Here is a 19,249-nt window from a genome sequence, read left to right as displayed (position 1 = left end):
GCCCGGCGGGGCCGGTGCCCCACCGCCCGGGGCGCGCCCGTCATTTCTTGAGCTTGAGCAGCTGGAGGGCCTCGAACAGGTCGTGCGCGACGAGCGCCCGCGTGTCACCCGGCAGCGGCCCGGCGTCCGGCGGCACGAGGGCCTTGGTGTAGCCGAGGCGGGCGGCCTCGGTGAGCCTGCGGCCCACGCCGTTGACGCGGCGCAGCTCGCCCGACAAGCCCACCTCGCCGACCACCACGAGGTCGTGCGGCAGCGGCGTGTCCGTGGCGGCCGAGGCGATCGCCAGCGCCACCGCGAGGTCCACCGCGGGCTCGGTGAGCCGCATTCCGCCGACCGTGGCGGTGAACACGTCCTTGTTGTGCATGGCCATCCGCCCGCGCTTCTCCAGCACGGCCAGCGCCATCGCGACGCGTGCCGAGTCGAGCCCGCTCACCGCCCGCCTGGGTGACGGCAGGTTCGTCGGGGTGACCAGCGCCTGCACCTCGCCCAACAGCGGGCGCTTGCCCTCCACCACCACGGTGACCGCCGTCCCGGTGACGTCCTGGTCGCGGCGGTTGAGGAACAGGCCGGAGGGGTCGGGGACGCCGACGATGCCGTCGTCGCGCAGCTCGAAGCAGCCCACCTCGTCGGCCGCGCCGAAGCGGTTCTTGATACCGCGGACCAGGCGGAGGCTGGAGTGGCGGTCGCCCTCGAACTGGAGGACCACGTCCACCAGGTGCTCCAGCACGCGGGGCCCGGCCACCGAGCCGTCCTTGGTGACGTGGCCCACGAGGACGATCGGCAGCGACCGCTCCTTGGCCACGGCGACCAGCGTCGCGGTGACCGAGCGGACCTGCGTGACGCCGCCGGGCGTGCCGTCCACCTCGGGCGAGGACATGGTCTGCACGGAGTCCACGATCAGCACACCGGGGTCGACCGCCTCGATCTGGCCGATGACCGCGCCCAGGTCGCTCTCCGCGGCCAGGTACATGGCCCCGTGGATGTTCCCGGTCCGCTCGGCGCGCAACCGGACCTGCCCGGCCGACTCCTCGCCGGTGATGTAGAGCGAGGGCGTGCCGGAGTTGGCGGCCCACTGGTAGGCGACCTCCAGCAGCAGCGTCGACTTGCCGACACCCGGCTCGCCGGCCAGCAGCACCACCGCGCCCGGCACGAGGCCGCCGCCGAGGACGCGGTCCAGCTCGTCGACGCCGGTGCGCTTGGCGCGGGCCGACTCGACGTCGACCTCGCCGATGGGGCGGGCGGGCGCGCTGGGCGCACCGGCCACCACCCGGGCGGCGCGGGTGACGCCCCGCTCCTCGACCGTGCCCCAGGCCTGGCACTCGGGGCAGCGACCCACCCACTTGGCCACCTCGTGCCCGCACTCGGCGCACCGGTACGTCGGCCTGGCCACCCGTGCTGTTTTCGCCACGGTGCCGGAGGCTATCCGGCGCCCCCGACAGTTCCGGGTCGGGCCGGTGGGCGGCGGTGGCGGCGGCGGGTGGTGACGGCGGCGGGTGGTGGCGGCGGCGGGTGGTGGCGGCAGTGGGTGGTGGCGGCAGTGGGCGGCAGTGGGCGGCCGCGGTGGTGGCGGTGGGCTGCGGCGGTGGGCGCCGGTCGGAGAGGTGGTCGGAGGGGACGGCCCCGTTGTCCACAGCCGACCGCGTTGTCCACAGCCAACCGCCCGACCTGCGAAATCGTCGGTCCCCACCGGCAAAATAAAAGCAGGGGTCCCTGGGAGGGGACCCCTGCGGAGCATTCAGGCCGCTCGAAGCCTCAGGGGAACCGGGTCGGACTCAACCGGACCGGACCGGACCGCGGCCCGGCTCCGTCCTCGACCCAGTGCGACCCGATGCGCCCCAGAGCGACTCAGTGACCGCCACCGGACTCGGCGGCCGGGCGCGGCTCGGACGTGGCGCCGATCGGCACCTCCAGCGTCAGCTCCCCGGCCTTCTCGAACAGGAACGTCACCAGGATCGTCTGACCGGGGCGCAGCTGCTTGGTCAGCCCCTTCAGCACGATCTTCGCCTGACCGGGCTCGGTCGGGTCGGCCGACGACGGGGTCTTGGTCGCCGTCGTGGGCACGTTGTTGGACTGCGAGGCGCTGTCGGCCTTCGTGGTCGTGGTGGCGCTGCTGCCCGAGGTCGGCGTCGACGTGCCGGTGACCGACGGGGCGGAGGACCCGGACGGGGTCCCCGTCACCGACGGCGAGGACGAGCCGGTCCGGCCGGCCGAGGACGTGGTGCTGGAGTGGCCGCCCAGGTCGCCCTCCCCCGCCTCGACCAGGATCGACGAGGCGGGCTCCAGCTCGGTGTCGCCGGTGACCTCGGCGGGCTCCGAGGAGTCGCTGGTCACGGACAGCAACTTGTCGACCTCGCCGCCGTTGTTGGCGATCAGCAGGGCGATGGGCGCGTCCTCGCCCTCCTCGTACAGGCCGTGCTCGGCCGGGAACAGCAGCTGGGCGTCGCGGACCGAGATGAGGCCCACGTCACCGCTCGCGCCGTTCACCGCCGCCACCTGCGTGTCGGTTTGCGTGATCTGCCCTGCGCTGCAACCTGCGGCGACCAAGCCGAGGCCCGCCGCCAGCGCGGCCACGACGGCCAGACGACGAGGCGCTGGGGACTTCTGGTGTGCGCGACCCACGGCTTCTCGGATCCTTCCCGGTCTGCTGACGAGGCGGGTCGCACCGGGTAGAGCACGGCGCGACCACCAGTGAGGGAGCCTAACGGGACGGCGCGGAGTCGGCGGCACGTGGTGCCCCGCAGGGGTGATCACCCGTCCACTGTGGAGCAAGATCGACCTCGGGCGTTGCATGCGACCGGGTGATTTGTCAACCCCCCGCGCGGCCCTGACCAGCGCGAACCGATCTCCGGACGCCGAAGAGGGGATTGCTCGGCGTGTTAGGATGGAGTTAGCGAAAGGGGCAGAGGACACATGGTTTTCAAGGTCGGAGAGACCGTCGTCTACCCGCACCACGGTGCCGCTCTCATCGAAGCAATCGAGACCCGTGTGATCAAGGGCGAGGAGAAGAAGTACCTCGTCCTCAAGGTCGCCCAGGGTGACCTCACGGTCCGCGTCCCCGCCGACAACGCCGAGATCGTGGGCGTGCGCGACGTCGTCGGCCAGGAGGGTCTCGACAAGGTCTTCGAGGTCTTGCGTGCTCCCCACACGGAGGAGCCGACCAACTGGTCCCGGCGGTACAAGGCCAACCTCGAGAAGCTCGCCTCCGGCGACGTGAACAAGGTGGCCGAAGTGGTGCGCGACCTCTGGCGGCGCGAGAAGGATCGCGGTCTGTCCGCTGGTGAGAAGCGGATGCTGGCGAAGGCTCGACAGATACTGGTTAGCGAACTGGCGCTGGCCGAGGGCACCGACGAGGACAAGGCGGAGGTCCTCCTCGACGAGGTCCTCGCCACCGCGTCCTGATCGTTCAAGGGAACAACTCGGGAAGCCGCGAACATGGGTGTGGTCGCGCTCGTGCCCGCGGCGGGCCGGGGTGAGCGGTTGGGCTACGGCATGCCCAAGGCGCTGGTCCCGGTCAACGGCGTTCCGCTGCTCGTGCGTGCGGTGCGCGGCCTGTTCGCGTCCGGCCGCGTTCGGCACGTGGTGATCGCCGCGCCCCCGTCCGATGTGGACACCGTCAGCACCGTCACCGCCCCGTTGGCCCAGGCCGGCGGGGCGGTGCACGTGTTGGCGGGTGGCGCCGAGCGGTCCGACTCGGTCCGCCTGGCGCTGGAGCACGCGCTGCGTGAGATACCCGACACCTCGATCGTCCTGGTCCACGACGCGGCCAGGGCCTTCACCCCGCCCGAGGTGGTGCGGGCGGTGGTGGACGCGGTCGCCGCGGGCAACCCGGCGGTGGTCCCGGTGCTGCCGGTGGCGGACACGGTGAAGCAGGTCGACGCCCGCGGCGTGGTGGTCGCCACACCCGATCGGGCGGCTTTGCGGGTGGTGCAGACGCCCCAGGGCTTCGACGCGCGCGTGCTGCTGCGGGCGCACGAGTCGGGCCTGCACGCGACCGACGACGCGGGCCTGGTGGAACGGCTGGGCGTGCCGGTCGTCACGGTGCCCGGCCACCAGGACGCCATGAAGATCACCACGAAGTTCGACCTGGCGGTCGCCGAGGCGCTGCTGACCGGGTCAGGCGGAGGAGCAGCACGGTGACGACCCCCTCGATCCCCCGGGTGGGCATCGGCACGGACGTCCACCAGGTCGAGGCGGGCCGCGAGTGCTGGCTGGTCGGGCTGCGCTGGGAGGGCGCGGACGGCTGCGCCGGGCACTCGGATGGCGACGTGGCCGCGCACGCGCTGTGCGACGCGCTGCTGTCGGCGGCGGGCCTGGGCGACCTGGGCGCGGTGTTCGGCACGAGCGACCCGCGGTGGTCCGGGCGGCACGGGGTGGACTTCCTCGCCGAGGTGCGCCGGCTGCTGACCGAGGCCGGCTACCGGGTGGGCAACGCCGCGGTGCAGGTCATCGGCAACGCGCCCAAGGTCGGCAAGCGCCGCGCGGAGGCGCAGGAGGTGCTGTCGGCGGCGGTCGGCGGGCCGGTGTCGGTGAGCGGCACGACGACGGACGGCCTCGGCCTGACCGGGCGCGGCGAGGGCATCGCCGCCGTGGCGACCGCGCTGCTGGTCCCGCTGGACGCCTGACCCGCGGCTCCGGTCCCCCGATCCGCGTCCCCGACCCGCAGCCCCCGACCCGCAGCCCCCGACCCGCAGCAACCTGACCCGCAGCCCTCCGACCCGCGGCTCCCAACCCCCGGGCGCGTGGTTCCCGGCCCCTGGACGCGCGGTCCCCGGCCAGTACTGTGATCCGCATGGCGGTCACCCTCAGCCCGGTCACGCGTGCGCTCGTCGACGCGCCCAACTTCGCCGTGCTGGCGACGACGAACCCGGACGGCAGCCCGCAGACCTCGGTCGTGTGGGTCACCCGTGACGGTGACGACCTGCTGTTCTCCACGCTGCGCAACAGGGCGAAGGCGCGGAACCTCGCCCGCGACCCGCGGGCCAGCGTGAGCATCTGGAGCGGCGACGACCCGCAGGTGTACGCCGAGGTCCGCGGCACCGTGGCGATCACCGGGGACGTCGACCGCCGGCTGGCCAACGAGCTGTCGCACAAGTACGACGGCCAGGACTTCCCGCAGGACCTGCCGGGCCGGGAGCGCGTGGTGCTGCGGCTGACGCCGACCAAGGTGACCGGCAACGCGGTCTAGCGGCGTACCGGCCGGTGAGCCTGGTCTCGGTTGCCCCCACGTGTGGTCCAGACCTCGTAACGTGACCGGGTGACCATCCGCGCCGTCCTCTTCGACTTCTCGGGCACCCTGTTCCGGCTGGAGCACGACTCGCTCGCCGGGCACGACGGGCTGATGCGCGCGCTCACCGCGCCGGTCGGCGTGGCCGACGGGCTCGACGTCGACGAGGCGGAGTGGGAGCGCCGCGACCTCGACCCGGTGGCGCACCGCGAGCTGCACCTCGCCGTGCTCGCCAAGGCCGGCGCGGCCGACCCGACCGCGTTCTACGAGAACCTGCTCAGCCCGGCGTTCTGGCAGCCCTACCCGGACACGGCGCACGCGCTCGGCACCGAGCTGCCCACCGCCGTGGTGAGCAACATCGCGTGGGACATCCGCACCGTCTTCGCACGTCACGGCGTCGAGCACCGGGTGGACGAGTACGTGCTGTCCTACCAGGAGGGTTTCGCCAAGCCCGACCCGAAGCTGTTCCGGATCGCCTGCGACCGGCTCGGGGTGCACCCGGGCGAGGCGCTGATGGTCGGCGACAGCCCCGAGGCCGACGGCGGCGCGGCGGCGATCGGGTGCGCGGTGGAGATCGTGGACCCGCTGCCGACGGCCGCCCGTCCGGACGCGCTCCTGCGGGCGCTCCGCAAGCACATCTGACCGGCCGATTCAATACCCCCTGGCCAACGCCCGTACCATTCGCGTGTGAGCCTCCACCTCTTCGACACCGCGACCCGGTCCATGCGGGAGTTCGTCCCGCAGGTCAGCGGAACGGCGTCGATCTACGTCTGTGGGGCCACCGTGCAGGGCGTTCCGCACATCGGCCACGTGCGCAGCGGCCTGAACTTCGACGTGCTGCGCCGCTGGCTGGCCCGTGACGGCTCGACCGTCCACCTGGTGCGCAACGTCACCGACATCGACGACAAGATCCTGGCCAAGGCGGCCGAGCACGGCGCGGCCTGGTGGGACTGGGCGTACCGGCACGAGCGGGCGTTCGAGACCGCCTACGACGCGCTGGGCTGCCTGCCGCCGTCGTACGCGCCGCGCGCCACCGGGCACGTGACGCAGATGGTCGAGCTGATGGAGCGGCTGATCGAGAAGGGCCACGCGTACGCCGCGGAGGGCGACGTGTACTTCTCGGTGACCTCGTTCCCCGAGTACGGCGCGCTGTCCGGGCAGAGGCTGGACGAGGTGTCGCAGGGCGAGTCGGCGAACACCTGCAAGCGCGACCCGCGCGACTTCACGCTGTGGAAGGCCGCCAAGCCGGGTGAGCCGTCGTGGCCGACGCCGTGGGGCCCCGGGCGGCCGGGCTGGCACCTGGAGTGCTCGGCGATGGCGACCGCGTACCTGGGCGGCACGTTCGACATCCACGGCGGCGGCATCGACCTGATCTTCCCGCACCACGAGAACGAGCAGGCGCAGTCGCGCGCGGCCGGCGACGGGTTCGCGCGCTACTGGATGCACAACGCTTGGGTGACGCTCAGCGGCGAGAAGATGTCGAAGTCGCTGGGCAACACCGTGGCCATCCCGGTGATGCTGGAGAAGGTGCGCGCGCCCGAGCTGCGCTACTACCTCGTGGGGCCGCACTACCGGTCGCACATCGAGTACTCGCCGGAGGCGCTGGACGAGTCGGTGTCGGCGTACCGGCGGATCGAGTCGTTCCTGCGGCGCGTGGTCGAGCGGACCGGTGCCGTGGAGGGCACGGGCGAGCTGTCGGAGCAGTTCGTGGCCGCGATGGACGACGACATCAGCACGCCGGGCGCGCTGGCCGCCATCCACCGGCGGGTGCGCGAGGGCAACACGGCGCTGGAGTCGGGCGACGACGCGGGCGCCCGCGCGGCGGCCGGGTCGGTGCGGGCGATGACCGACCTGCTCGGCCTCGACCCGCTGTCGCCGCTGTGGCACGACGCGTCGTCCTCCGGGGGCGGCGCCACCGGTCAGGCGCTGGGCGTGCTGGTGGACCGGCTGCTGGAGGAACGGCAGCGGGCCCGCGGTGAGCGGGACTTCGCGCGGGCGGACGCGTTGCGCGACCACCTGCTCCTGGCCGGGATCGCCGTCGAGGACACCCCCGACGGTCCAAAATGGACGTTGAAGGACGACTGAGCTCGTGGCTGGTAACTCCAAGCGCCGGGGCGCGATGCGCAAGCCCGGTTCCAAGAAGGGCGCGGTCGTCGGGTCCGGCGGGCAGAGGTCCAAGGGGCTCCAGGGCAAGGGGCCCACGCCCAAGGCGGCGGACCGCCCCAACCACCCGGCGCACCGGCGGGCGAACGCGGCGGCGAAGGCCGAGCAGCAGCGGGCGCAGCGGCGCAAGGCGGCCGAGAGCGCGCCGGAGATCGTGGCCGGGCGCAACCCGGTGGTCGAGTGCCTGCGGGCGGAGATCCCGGCGACGGCGCTGTACGTGGCGCTGGGCGTCGAGACGGACGACCGGGTCACCGAGGCGGTGCAGATCGCGGCGTCGCGCGGCATCTCCGTGCTGGAGGTGCAGCGCGGCGAGCTGGACCGCATCACCGGCGGGGCGATGCACCAGGGCCTCGGGCTCCAGGTGCCGCCGTACGAGTACGCCGACCCGCGCGAGCTGCTGGAGCTCGCCCACCAGTCGGGCAACCCGCCGCTGCTGGTGGCGCTGGACGGCGTGACCGACCCGCGCAACCTGGGCGCCGTGGTGCGGTCGGCGGCGGCGTTCGGGGCGCACGGGGTCGTGCTGCCGCAGCGCCGGTCGGCGAGCGTCACGGCGGTGGCGTGGCGGACGAGCGCGGGCACGGCGGCGCGGCTGCCGATCGCGATCGCCACGAACCTGACCCGGCAGCTCAAGGAGTGGGCCGACGCGGGGCTGATGATCGTGGGCCTGGACGCGGACGGCACGGTCGACGTGGACGGGCTCGACCTGGCGACCGGCCCGCTGGTCGTCGTGGTCGGCTCCGAGGGGCGCGGCCTGTCCCGCCTGGTGCGCGAGACGTGCGACCAGACGGTGTCCATCCCGATGGCGCCGGGCGTGGAATCCCTGAACGCCTCCGTGGCCGCCGGCGTGGTCCTGGCCGAGGTGGCCCGCCGCCGCCGCCAAGCCACCCGCGCCTGACCCGCCCCGAACGCGCAACTCACCCGACCCGAACGTACGACTCGCGCGACCTGAACGTACGACTCGCGCGAGTCGTACGTTCAGGTCGGCCGTGTCGTACGTTCAGGACCCCCGAGTTCTGCGTTCAGGACCGCCGGTGTTGATCTTGGTGGTCGAGTGGCTGGTGTGACGTGGGCGGTTTTGCCCCCGAGCGTCGGGGCGGCCGTTAGAGTTTGCGGCGATGTCCTTCGCCACGCCCCTCTTCCTGTGGTTCTTCCTGCCGGTCGTGCTCGCGGCAGTCCTCGTCGCACCCAGGAACCGGCGCAACGTCGTGGTCGCCGTGGCGAGCCTGCTGTTCTACGTGTCCGGCGCGGGCGGCACGACGCTGCTGCTGCTCGGGTGCATGGTGGTCAACTACCTGGCCGGCCTGCGGCTGGAGCCCGGCAGCCGGGGTGACCGGCGGCTGGTGCTGGTCGGCACGGTCGTGGTCGACCTGGCGGTGCTGCTGGTCTGGAAGTACGCCGGGTTCGCCACGCAGCAGCTGCACGACATCGCCTCGGTGGTGGGCGCCGACCTGCCGGTGGTGGAGCTGGCGCTGCCGATCGGCATCTCCTTCTACACGTTCCACCACATCTCGTACGTGGTGGACGTCTACCGCGGCGAACGCCCGGCGCTGCGCGACCCGGTCGCGTTCGTCACCTACATCGCGATGTTCCCCCAGCTCGTCGCGGGTCCGATCGTGCGGTTCCGGGAGATCTCCGACCAGCTCCCGCAGCCCCGCACGCACCGCCTGGACGACATCGCCGCGGGCTTCCCCCGGTTCGCCCTGGGCCTGTGCAAGAAGGTGATCATCGCCGACTCGCTGGCCCCAGTGGTGGACGCCTGCTTCGCCACCCCGGCGGACCAGATGACCACGGCGATCGCGTGGCTGGGCGCGATCGGCTACACGCTCCAGCTGTACTTCGACTTCTCCGGCTACTCCGACATGGCGATCGGGCTGGGCCGGATGCTGGGCTTCCGGCTGCCGGAGAACTTCGCGCGCCCGTACTCGTCGGTGACCGTCACGGAGTTCTGGCGGCGGTGGCACATGTCGCTGTCCCGCTGGTTCCGCGACTACGTCTACATCCCGCTGGGCGGCAACCGCGGCGGCGCCCTCCAGACCTACCGGAACCTGTCGATCGTTTTCGTGCTCACCGGTTTCTGGCACGGCGCGAACTGGACGTTCCTGGTTTGGGGCGTGTTCCACGGCGCGCTGCTGGTCGTGGAGCGCCGATTCGGGTGGGAATCCGCGCCCGAAGCGACGGCGGCACGAATTGCCCGCAGGGTCTTGACAACCGCGCTGGTCGTTATCGGCTGGGTCTTCTTCCGGTCGCCGGACCTCGGCACGGCGTTCACAATCATCGGCCACCTCCTGCTGCCGGATTTCGACGGCCTGACCGAAGCCGTGAGCGCGGCGGCGACCAATCAGCGCATTGTTCTGCTCCTGGTGGCACTGGTGGTCGTCGTTATGCCGAGCGAACCCGTGACGGGTCCCTACCTGGAGTCCTCTCGCGCGAAGATCGCCAAAGCCGCTAGGGTGTCGCTGATGACGGTCGGTGTGGCCTACGCGGCGGTCCTGGTCGCGAGCGGCACCTTCAGCCCGTTCCTGTACTACCAGTTCTGAAGATCGACTAGACCGGGGCTCGCCGAACAATTGCCCGCCGGCGGCGCCGAACCGGACCGGCGTCCGGCGGGAACGCGCTGGACCGGTCGGCCCAGCGGTGGCCGACCCAATGGAGGCGTGCCTCGACGCACCGTAGGCGAGGATTGCCCGAGCGGGTCACCTACGGTCAACTGTCAAGAATAAGTACCCGGTTTTTCGCCATTGTAACTACTTTATGTAACCGACCTGCTCCGTTCGGGTACACACTGTGGTAGGACAGAGATTGCAGATCCGGCAGCTTCTACCGTGCTAACCGAGGGAATTGTTACTTCGGGTGGGGGTAACGTGACTCACTCATCGGGGCCGACCGACCTGGAGCACTCGTGACTTCCGGGGGAACCATCCGCGCGCTCGTGGGCAACCGCGAGTTCCGCGGCATGTGGATCGGCTCGACGGTGTCCACCGCAGGCGACCAGCTCGCGGCCGTGGCGTTGTCCTTCCTGGTGTTCGAACGGACCCAGTCGGCCGCCTGGACGGCGCTCACCTGGTCGTTGACGCTGTTCCCGCCGCTGATCTCCGGTCCGCTGCTGGGCTGGGTCGCCGACCGGTTCCCCCGCCGCACCGTGATGGTGACCTGCGCGTGGCTCCAGGCCGCCCTGATGGCGCTCATGGCGGTGCCCGACGTGCCGCTGTGGCTCATGGTCGTGCTGCTGGTCGTGGTCCTGATGATCTCCACGCCGTTCCTGGCCGCCCAGGAGGCGAGCCTGCCGACCGTGCTCCCGGAGAAGCGCTACGACGACGGCGTGGCGCTGTTCGGCACGTCGGTGGACGTCGCGCAGATGGTGGGCCTGGCCGCGGCGGGCTTCCTGGTGACCAACACCGACCCGCGGCTGGCGCTGGCGATCAACGCGGCGACGTTCGTGTGGGTGGCGGTCCTGGTGCAGCTGTCGGTGCGGCACCGGCCGGCCGCGGACCCGCTGGGCTCGCATCGGGACCCCGAAGGTCCCAAGGGCGCGTTCACGCTGCTGGTCACCGAACCGCGGCTGCGCAGCCTGATGGGCATGCGCCTGCTGGCCGGGCTCGCCATGGTCCCCGAGGGGCTGGCCGTGCCCCTGGCGGCGAGCCTGGACGCCGTGTGGGCGGTCGGCCTGATCCTGGCCATCGAGCCCGCGGCCAACGTCCTGGGCGTGGCGGTGCTCTTCCGACTGGTGCGGGATCCCGCGAAGCGCGAGCGGCTGATCGGCCCGCTCGCCATCCTGTCCCTGGCCCCGCTGGCCATGTTCGCGCTGAACCCGAACCTGACCTGGACCATCGTGCTGCTGGTCATCGCCGGTATGGCCGGTGCGTACCACACGCCGGCGCGGGCGGCGTGGATGCGCATCCTGCCCGACGCCTACCGCGGCAGGGCGTACGGCATCGGGCGGGCGGCGCTGCGGTCGTCGCAGGGCGGCGGCATGGCCGTGGCCGGCGTGGTGGCGCACTCGCTCGGGTCGGTGACCGCGACCATCGCGGGCGCGGGCGGCATCGGGCTACTGCTCGCGACGCAGGCGACCGTAGCCTGGCGTCGAGCGCGGAACCGGAACGACCCGAAGGCGGTGGCGATCTGAAACGGAGTCATCACATATCGCGATTGTCAAACATGAAGGGCCCCTCGGCTGCGGCCCGCTAGGCAGCGGGCACGTACGGTGAACGTTCGGTCCGGGTGGAGGGAAAGGTGGATCACATGTCGCGGTTGCGCATGGCGGACACCTCCTCGGAACGCGTCCCGGGCACCGGCGCACTGCTGCGAACGGCGTTCGCCACGTGGCGCCGCGCAGAGGGTAGGGGGTCGTGGTGAAGAACAGTTTGACTGACCGGAAGGCCCCTGGGGCAGTCGGCTGGACCTCGATTCGCAACTGGGACCTGTGGTCGTTGCGACCCGCCGCACTGGCCTACTTCCTGGTCGTCGAATCGGCCGTAGCCGCTGCCGCCATTTGGTTGCTGACCACGCTCAATGCGGTTCAGGACGCCGATTGGCTGCGGTTCGCCGCGGTGATGTTCGCCATCACCGTCCACCTGATGGTCGTGTGGCGAGCCGAGGAATCGCGTCGCGACGAATCGGCCGGACCGCACATCGACCTCACGTCCGTGTGGACTTTCGCCGCCGCCATCGCGCTGCCCGGCGCGCTGGCCGTGCTCGCCACGATCTGGATGCGCATCCTGATCCAGCCGATCGCGCGGCGGCAGCCGCACCGGTTCATGTTCTCCTCCGCGAGCATCCTCGGCGGCACCATGCTGGCGTGGGCCGTGGTGCACCTGTCCGGCGTGTCGCTCGGCTCGACCGGCCGGGTGGTGCCCGACCTCGGCCTCGTGCTGGTGCTGATCGCCGCCGCGGTGGTCAACTGGGGCGCGCAGGGCATGAACATCGCGATCGCGCTGAAGATCGTCACCCCGCACACCCGGATCAAGGAGTTCCTGGGCTCGCGGGCGGACAACATGCTGGAGCTGTCCACGCTCGGCGCGGGCGTCATGCTCGGCATGCTGATGACCACGCACTGGGTGGGCCCGCTGCTGCTGGTGTTCCCGGTGATCCTGGTCAACTCGCTGCTCTACCACGCCGCCGAGCGGCGGGCCCACCTGGAGCGGCTGCTGCGCGAGCAGCAGCAGCTGCACGCCCGGCTCACCGAGGACGCGCACACCGACTACCGGACCGGCCTGCTCAACACCAACGGCCTGGCCGAGTACGCCACCCGGCTCACCGAGCGCTGCCGGCACGACGGCAAGCCGGTGACCGTGCTCGCCATCGACCTCGACCACTTCAAGCGGATCAATGACACCTGGGGCCACCCGGCGGGCAATGCCGTGCTGGCCGAGGTGGGCCGGATCCTGCGGGAGAAGCTGCGGCCGGGCGACGTGGCCGGGCGCGACGGCGGCGAGGAGTTCGTCGTGGTGCTCGCCGACACCGGCCTCGCGCAGGGCACCGCCATAGCGGAACGGGTGCGCGAGGCGATCGGCGAGATGTCCGTGGTGACCACCGACAAGCACCGGAACACGGTCACCCTGCGGGGCCGGAACCTGCCGCTGACGGGCGGCGACCAGGACGTGCGGGCCATCTCCGCGTCGATCGGCGTGGCCGTGCTGCCCGAGCACGGCGAGCACCTCGCCGACGCCCAGCACTGCGCCGACGCCGCGCTCTACACGGCCAAGGAGAACGGCCGCAACCAGGTGCGCGTGGCCGCGGGCGAGGTCAGGCTGCTGCCCGCGCCCCGGCTGGACCAGCCGGTGGGCGAAGCGCAGGCCGAGGTCACGCGCACGGCCTGACCCGGCCGGCGCCCGACCTGCCGCGACTCGCGCCCGGTCCGCGCCGAACCGCGTACGACCTGCCCGGGCCCATGCCCGACCTGCCCCGACCCGCGCCCGGACACACCCGAGGGCGCGGTCAGCCCCCCTTCCGGAGGGCTTGCCGCGCGTACGCCCGCACGTCAGCGTCGGAGTCATGGAGCGCTCGTTCCAGCGCGATCACCACCTCGGGCCTAGCGGCCCAGCCGTGGAGTACCCGCACCGCGGCTTTTCTAACATCGAGATTCGGATCCTCCAGCAAACCGACCACTGCGCCCGGGTCCCCGATCGCCCACGCCGCGCCCACGCGCACCCGCCACTCCGGGTCGGCCAGCGCCGCGGCGGCCGGGTCGCGCAGCTCGGCGAAGCCCGCGCCGGACTCCAGGGCGGCGGCCCGCACCAGCGGGTCCGGGTCGCGCGCGAGCCGCAGCAGCACGTCCGGCCGGGCGCGCAGCGAGCCGAGGCCCTTCGCGGTCAGCACGCGCAGCTCGCGCTCCGGGTCGTCGGCCGCCGCCGCCAGCGCGTCGGCCGCCCGCACGGCCACCAGGCCGCGCACCGCGGCGGCCCGCACCGCCGGCGCCGGGTCGGCCAGCGCGGCCGCGTAGCCCGCCTCCGAACCCAGCTTCAGCGCCCACAGCACCTCCAGCGCCGAGGCCCGCTCGGGCGACCGCTCCAGGGCCTCCCGCAGCTCCTCGCTCGGCGGCACCACCTCCACCAGCTCCCGCAGGCCCGCGCCCGCCGCCTCCCGCACCGACGCGTCCCCGTCGCCCATGGCCTCCACCAGCGCGAACTCCACGCCGGCGGGCACCACCTCGGTCAGCAGCGCCACCGCCGCCCGCCGCACGCCCGGGTCGGCGTCCCGCAGGTACGGGGTGACCGCGGCCAGCTCGGGCCTGCTGTCGGTGAGCGCCAGCACCTCCAGCAGCCGGGGCGAGTCCACGTGCCGCCGCTCGGGCGCCGCGGCCCGCGCGCCCGCCACCCGCACCGAGTGCCCGGCCAGCACCTCCACCTCCCCCGGCGGCGGGGTGAACCCGTCCACCGGCACCAGGTACGGGTGCACGGGCCGCTTCACGAACTCCGTCCGCCCGTCCGCGCCCTTGCGCACGTTGAGGTGGTGGAACCAGCTCTCGTCGTCGCGCTCCGGCACGTCCACGCGGTCGTGGTAGAGGCCCCAGCGGCTCTCGGTCCGCACCAGCGACGCGTGGGCGGCCAGCTCGGCGCAGTCCCGGATGAACGTCACCTCGGCGCACCGCATCAGCTCGTGCGGCGTGCGCGCGCCCATGGCCTCGACCTCGGCGGTCATCCTGGTGAACGTCTCCAGCGCCAGCTCCAGCTTCGTGCCGCTCTTGGGCGGCGCCACGTAGTCGTTGACGAAGCGCCGCAGCTTGTACTCCACCTGAGGCTGGGGCGGGCCCTCCGGGTTGCGCAGCGGCCGGTAGACCAGCTCGTGCGCCTCCGCCACCTGCTCCTCCGGCAGCGGCACGAGCGGCCCGCGGTGCTCGGCCGCGTGCGCGCCCGCGAGGTCGCCGAACACGAACGCGCCGAGCATGTAGTTGTGCGGCACGCACGCCAGGTCGCCCGCCGCGTACAGGCCGGGCACGGTGGTCAGGCCGTTCTCGTCGACCCACACGCCGCTGGCCGAGTGGCCGCCGCACAGGCCGATCTCGGAGATGTGCATCTCCACGTCGTGGGTGCGGTAGTCGCGGCCGCGGCCGGCGTGGAACGTGCCGCGGGTGGGCCGCTCCGTGGTGTGCAGGATCGTCTCCAGCGCCGAGACCGACTCCTCGGGCAGGTGGGTGGTCCTGAGGTAGACGGGGCCGCGCGGCGAGGCGATCTCGGCGGCCACCTCGGCCATCATCTGCCCGGACCAGTAGTCGCAGTCGACGAACCGCTCGCCCAGCGAGTTGACCTGGTAGGCGCCGAACGGGTTGCCGACGTAGGCGCACGCGGGCCCGTTGTAGTCCTTGATCAGCGGGTTGACCTGGAAGCACTCCAGGCCGGACAGCTCGGCGCCCGCGTGGTAGGCCATCGAGTGGCCGTCGCCCGCGTTGGTGGGGTTCTCGTAGGTGCCGTAGAGGTAGCCGCTGGCGGGCAGGCCGAGCCGCCCGCACGCGCCCGTGGCCAGCACGACCGCGCCCGCCGAGACGACCACGAACTCGCCGGTGCGGGTGTTGAACCCGGCCGCGCCGACGGCCCGGCCGCCCGAGACGAGCACGCGCACCGGCATGACCCGGTTCTCGATGGTGACGCGCTCGCGCATCCGGCGTTCCCGCAGCACCCGGTAGAGCACCTTCTTGACGTCCTTGCCCTCCGGCATGGGCAGCACGTAGCTGCCGGACCGGTGGACCTGCCGGACGTGGTACTCGCCCGCCTCGTCCTTCTCGAACTTCACCCCGTAGCGCTCCAGCCGCCGCACCATGTCGTGGCCGCGGGTGGCGGTCCGGAACACGGTGCGCTGGTCGACGATGCCGTCGTTGGCGCGGGTGATCTCGGCGACGTAGTCCTCCGGGGTCGCCTTGCCGGGGATGACCGCGTTGTTCACCCCGTCCATGCCCATGGCCAGCGCGCCCGAGTGCCGGACGTGGGCCTTCTCCAGCAGCAGCACGTCGCGGCCGTGCTCGGCGGCGGTGATGGCGGCCATCGAGCCCGCCGTGCCGCCGCCGATCACCAGCACGTCGCAGGACAGCTCGACCCGCTCCGCGAGCGGCGGGGCTTGGAAGCCGGTCATCCCCTCACCGCCGCCAGGATCGCCTCGCGCCGCACGTCGACCTCGCCCGCGCCCAGCACGACCACCCGGTCGCCCAGCCGCACGGCCTCGTCCACGTCGTGCGTCACGAAGATCGTCGTCGTCCCCGTCTCCCGCAGCACCTCGACCACCAACTCCCGCATCGCCGACCGGGTCTGCGCGTCCAGCGCGCCGAACGGCTCGTCCATCAACACCAGCTTCGGCGCCTGCGCGAGCGTGCGGGCCAGCTGCACGCGCTGCCGCATGCCGCCGGACAGCTCGCGCGGCAGGTACCGCTCGAACCCGGCCAGGCCGACCCTGGCCAGCCACTCCCGCGCCCGCTCGCGCCGCTCCGCCCGGCCCGCGCCGCCCAGCGCCAGGGGCAGCTCCACGTTGCGCTGGGCGGTGCGCCACGGCAGCAGGCCGTCGTCCTGGAACACCACGGCCCGGTCCCGCGAGGCGCCGCGCACCGGCTCGCCGTCCACCAGCACCCGGCCGGACGTGATCGGCAGCAGCCCCGCCACCGCGCGCAGCAGCGTCGACTTGCCGCACCCCGAGGGCCCGGCGACGACCACCAGCTCACCGGGCGCCACGGCCAGGTCGAGCCCGTCCAGCACGGGCGTGCGGCCGTAGCCCGCGGTCAGCCCCTCGATCACCACGCTCACGTCCTCGCCTCCCTCGGGAGCCAGCGGGTGGCGCGGCGGCCCAGCAGCTCCACCGCCGCCGAGGTGAGCCAGCCGAGCAGGCCGATGGTGACCATGCCGACGACCACGCCCGGGTAGTCCACGACCGTGTAGGCCTGCCAGGTCCGGTAGCCGACGCCGAACTGGCCGGAGATCATCTCGGCGGAGATCACGCAGATCCACGACACGCCGACGCCGACCGACAGGCCGCCGAACACGCCGGGCAGCGTGCCCGGCAGCACGACCTTCAGCAGCACCTGCCGCCGACCGCCGCCCATGGTGCGGATCGCGTCCTCCCAGATGGTCGGCAGCGCCCGCACCGCGTGCCTGGTGCTGACCAGGATCGGGAAGAACGCGGCGACGAAGGTGATGAACACGATGCCCTGCTCGTCGGTGGGGAACAGCAGGATCGCGACCGGCACCAGCGCGATCGCCGGTATCGGCCGCGCCACCTCCAGCAGCGGCCCGAGCAGGTCGCCCAGCAGCCGCGACCGCGCCACCGCCACGCCCAGCGCGGTGCCCAGCAGCGCCGCCAGCGAGAACCCGGCCGCGATGCGGCCCAGGCTGCTCGCGAGGTCCTGGTGGAACTCGGGCAGCGCCACCTGCCGCGCGAACCGCTCGGCGACCTCCACCACGGTCGGGAGCTGGTCGAACCGCAGCCAGAACCGCGTGCCGGTGGCGGTGAGCACCTGCCACAGCAGCAGACCGGCGGCCAGCGAGGACAGCCGCAACACCCAGCGCCCCGGCATCACGCCACCACCGCGTCCAGCGCCTGCGCGAACGTCAGCACCTCGCCGTGCCGCTCGGCGGCGGCCTCGGTGGTGAACGGCAGCAGCCGGCCGCCCTCCCGCACCCAGAACGCGTGCTCGGCGAACCAGCGCGTGCCGGTCTCGGCGTCCGGGACGTAGGCCGCGCGCAGCTCCCCGCCCGTGGCCTCGACCAGCTTGAGCAGGCACTCCGGGGTGGACGCGGGCCTGGTGCCCGCCTCGCCCTCGAACCACGCCTCGCTCGCCGTGGCCGGGTCGGACACCTCGACGCCGCACGCGGTGTCCGTGCCGGTGATCCGGGCCGGGTTGGCGGTGTCCTCGGTGCCCTCGAAGACCTCCCCGAGCGGGCCGTCGTCGATGAACCGGTCCACGTCCAGCTCGTCGATGTTCCCGATCGACTTCAGGAGCGGCACGTCGTCGCGCAGCGCCTGCCGGAGCACGGACTTCAGCGACAGGTCGAACGTGGCGATGCCGTTCGGCCCGTTGTAGAGGTACACGACCTCGGCGGGCAGGCCGGTCGCCCGCGCCACGCTCTCCGCCGCCGCCAGCGGGTTGGCGTGCAGGTACCGGGTCGCGTCGAGCTGGGCCCGCAGGAACTCCCGGAGCACGTCGGGCTGGGCGGTGGCGAAGGGCTTGCGCACGACCACGCCGTGCAGCGTCGGGAAGTTCAGCGCCGCGCCGTCGTAGAGCAGCTTGGCCTGGCCGGCGAACACGAGCTGGCCGGGCCAGGCGACGAACTGCGACAGCGCGTCCACGCCGCCGCCCTGGAGCGCCGACGCGCCCACCGACGGCTGGTGGTTCTCCACCGTCACCTCGGTGCCGTTCAGGGCGCGGACGAGCGTGCCGTGGCCGGCGGAGCCGACGCTGGCGGACACCTTGCGGCCCGCCAGGTCGGCCAGGGTCCTGGCGGTCGAGTCGGGGCGGACCACGACCATGTTGAGGGCGCCGCGCGCGTTGTAGCCGGTGACCGAGACCATCCGGGTGCCCTCGTCGCCCTGGTCCTGGGTGCGCGAGCCGTTGATGAGCAGCGGGTAGTCGCCCATCGACCCGATGTCGATCTTCCCGGCGATCATCTGGGCGGTGATCGGCGCGCCCGTGTCGTAGTCCTGCCAGGTCACCTCGTACTTCTTGCCGGTGCGGCGGCCCAGGTCCTCGAGGCGCCGCTCGAAGTGGCCGAGTTCGCGGAGCAGGGTGCCCGCGGTGACGGTGTTGATCGTCTTGGACTGGTAGCCGACGACCACGGGCACGGTGTCGCCCGCGGCGGAGCCGGTGCCGCAGCCGGTGGCGGCGAGCAGCACGGCGACGGCGATCGGTGCGCGCATCGGACGCCCCCTCACCGCAGCAGGTAGGGCATGTTGACCTGGACCGCGCCCGTGGGGCAGCGCGCGGCGCACGGACCGCAGTACCAGCACTCGTCCACGTGCATGTAGGCCTTGTCGGTGTCGGGGTGAATGGCCAGCGAGTCGAGCGGGCACATGTCCACGCACAGCCGGCAGCCGGTGATGCAGAGGGATTCGTCGATCGTCACCGGGACGTCGACGCGGTTGTTCGCCAGAGCCATCGGTGCAACTCCGTGGGTTCGGGGCAGGGGTTTTTCGGGCAGGGCGAAGCGCCCGAGTGGGGGAATTCGGGGAGGTCAAGCCGAGTCGCGAGGCCGCGTCGGTCGTTCGGGACTCATTTCCCGGCGATCACGCTCTTCGATCGTCGGGGAATCAGGCGCGAACGACCGACTTCCAGGCGGCCGAGCCCGCCCCCCCCCCGGGGGGCCCAATAAAACAAACACGGCGGCGTGGCCGCCGCCCTCCACGTGGAAGCCCAAAAACCCCCCCCCCAAAACCTCCACCACCGCCACA

The 19,249-nt window shown here is 72.6% G+C and carries 17 protein-coding genes; 10 read left to right on the top strand and 7 right to left on the bottom strand.

The annotated features are described in order from the left end of the window. Nucleotides 1-40 precede the first annotated feature (40 nt). Together radA and ACFV4N_RS02350 are read right to left on the bottom strand one after the other, a co-directional pair. Nucleotides 41-1,408 (bottom strand): DNA repair protein RadA, encoded by a 1,368-nt coding sequence (radA, locus tag ACFV4N_RS02355; protein ID WP_499670685.1) that lies wholly within the window; start codon nucleotides 1,406-1,408, stop codon nucleotides 41-43. Between the two features lie 437 nt (nucleotides 1,409-1,845). Further along, nucleotides 1,846-2,619, bottom strand: coding sequence for a copper chaperone PCu(A)C domain-containing protein (locus tag ACFV4N_RS02350; RefSeq protein ID WP_499670684.1), 774 nt, complete (start codon nucleotides 2,617-2,619; stop codon nucleotides 1,846-1,848). Nucleotides 2,620-2,910: 291 nt separating this feature from the next. Between ACFV4N_RS02350 and ACFV4N_RS02345 the strand changes: the two genes are divergently transcribed. From ACFV4N_RS02345 to ACFV4N_RS02300, 10 genes are all read left to right on the top strand, one after another. Next, nucleotides 2,911-3,399 (top strand): CarD family transcriptional regulator, encoded by a 489-nt coding sequence (locus tag ACFV4N_RS02345; RefSeq protein WP_012782996.1) that lies wholly within the window; start codon nucleotides 2,911-2,913, stop codon nucleotides 3,397-3,399. A 33-nt stretch (nucleotides 3,400-3,432) separates the two neighbouring features. Further along, nucleotides 3,433-4,137: a 2-C-methyl-D-erythritol 4-phosphate cytidylyltransferase gene (ispD, locus tag ACFV4N_RS02340; RefSeq protein WP_499670683.1), complete on the top strand. Its 705-nt coding sequence runs from the start codon at nucleotides 3,433-3,435 to the stop codon at nucleotides 4,135-4,137. Then, complete coding sequence (gene ispF, locus ACFV4N_RS02335; protein WP_499670682.1) at nucleotides 4,134-4,622, top strand: 2-C-methyl-D-erythritol 2,4-cyclodiphosphate synthase; 489 nt, start codon at nucleotides 4,134-4,136, stop codon at nucleotides 4,620-4,622. The genes ispD and ispF overlap by 4 nt, the downstream gene beginning before the upstream one ends. 167 nt (nucleotides 4,623-4,789) lie before the next feature. After that, nucleotides 4,790-5,185, top strand: coding sequence for a PPOX class F420-dependent oxidoreductase (locus ACFV4N_RS02330; protein ID WP_499670681.1), 396 nt, complete (start codon nucleotides 4,790-4,792; stop codon nucleotides 5,183-5,185). Between the two features lie 69 nt (nucleotides 5,186-5,254). Next, on the top strand, nucleotides 5,255-5,866 hold the full coding sequence (locus ACFV4N_RS02325) for an HAD family hydrolase (RefSeq protein ID WP_499670680.1): 612 nt from the start codon (nucleotides 5,255-5,257) through the stop codon (nucleotides 5,864-5,866). 45 nt (nucleotides 5,867-5,911) lie between these two features. After that, nucleotides 5,912-7,309, top strand: coding sequence for a cysteine--tRNA ligase (gene cysS / locus ACFV4N_RS02320; RefSeq protein WP_499670679.1), 1,398 nt, complete (start codon nucleotides 5,912-5,914; stop codon nucleotides 7,307-7,309). Nucleotides 7,310-7,313: 4 nt separating this feature from the next. After that, nucleotides 7,314-8,282, top strand: a complete 969-nt coding sequence (gene rlmB, locus ACFV4N_RS02315; protein WP_499670678.1) for a 23S rRNA (guanosine(2251)-2'-O)-methyltransferase RlmB — start codon at nucleotides 7,314-7,316, stop codon at nucleotides 8,280-8,282. A gap of 220 nt (nucleotides 8,283-8,502) precedes the next feature. After that, the gene (locus ACFV4N_RS02310; protein ID WP_499670677.1) at nucleotides 8,503-9,924 is read left to right on the top strand and encodes an MBOAT family O-acyltransferase; all 1,422 of its coding nucleotides are present in this window, start codon (nucleotides 8,503-8,505) and stop codon (nucleotides 9,922-9,924) included. 362 nt (nucleotides 9,925-10,286) lie between these two features. Beyond that, on the top strand, nucleotides 10,287-11,510 hold the full coding sequence (locus ACFV4N_RS02305) for an MFS transporter (RefSeq protein ID WP_499670676.1): 1,224 nt from the start codon (nucleotides 10,287-10,289) through the stop codon (nucleotides 11,508-11,510). A 304-nt stretch (nucleotides 11,511-11,814) separates the two neighbouring features. After that, a complete protein-coding gene (locus tag ACFV4N_RS02300) occupies nucleotides 11,815-13,203 on the top strand; it encodes a GGDEF domain-containing protein (protein WP_499670675.1) in 1,389 nt (462 codons plus the stop codon). A gap of 118 nt (nucleotides 13,204-13,321) precedes the next feature. Here ACFV4N_RS02300 and ACFV4N_RS02295 read toward each other — a convergent pair whose 3' ends face one another. Genes ACFV4N_RS02295 through ACFV4N_RS02275 form a run of 5 tightly spaced genes read right to left on the bottom strand, consistent with a single transcriptional unit; the run spans nucleotide 13,322 to nucleotide 18,957 of the window. After that, nucleotides 13,322-15,949 (bottom strand): fumarate reductase/succinate dehydrogenase flavoprotein subunit, encoded by a 2,628-nt coding sequence (locus tag ACFV4N_RS02295; protein ID WP_499670674.1) that lies wholly within the window; start codon nucleotides 15,947-15,949, stop codon nucleotides 13,322-13,324. Continuing rightward, nucleotides 15,946-16,611, bottom strand: coding sequence for an ABC transporter ATP-binding protein (locus ACFV4N_RS02290; RefSeq protein WP_499670673.1), 666 nt, complete (start codon nucleotides 16,609-16,611; stop codon nucleotides 15,946-15,948). The genes ACFV4N_RS02295 and ACFV4N_RS02290 overlap by 4 nt, the downstream gene beginning before the upstream one ends. Beyond that, nucleotides 16,608-17,378 carry an ABC transporter permease gene (locus ACFV4N_RS02285; protein WP_499670672.1) on the bottom strand — a complete coding sequence of 257 codons (771 nt, stop codon included), beginning with the start codon at nucleotides 17,376-17,378 and terminating at the stop codon, nucleotides 16,608-16,610. Before ACFV4N_RS02285 ends, ACFV4N_RS02290 begins: the two co-directional genes overlap by 4 nt. Beyond that, the gene (locus ACFV4N_RS02280) at nucleotides 17,378-18,718 is read right to left on the bottom strand and encodes an ABC transporter substrate-binding protein (RefSeq protein ID WP_499670671.1); all 1,341 of its coding nucleotides are present in this window, start codon (nucleotides 18,716-18,718) and stop codon (nucleotides 17,378-17,380) included. Before ACFV4N_RS02280 ends, ACFV4N_RS02285 begins: the two co-directional genes overlap by 1 nt. Before the next feature lie 11 nt (nucleotides 18,719-18,729). Then, a complete protein-coding gene (locus ACFV4N_RS02275) occupies nucleotides 18,730-18,957 on the bottom strand; it encodes a ferredoxin family protein (protein ID WP_499670670.1) in 228 nt (75 codons plus the stop codon). Between the last annotated feature and the right edge of the window lie 292 nt (nucleotides 18,958-19,249).

It is taken from the genome of Actinosynnema sp. NPDC059797 (genome assembly GCF_042732085.1).
GTDB lineage: Bacteria > Actinomycetota > Actinomycetes > Mycobacteriales > Pseudonocardiaceae > Actinosynnema.
This window is presented reverse-complemented; position numbering and strand designations above follow the sequence as displayed.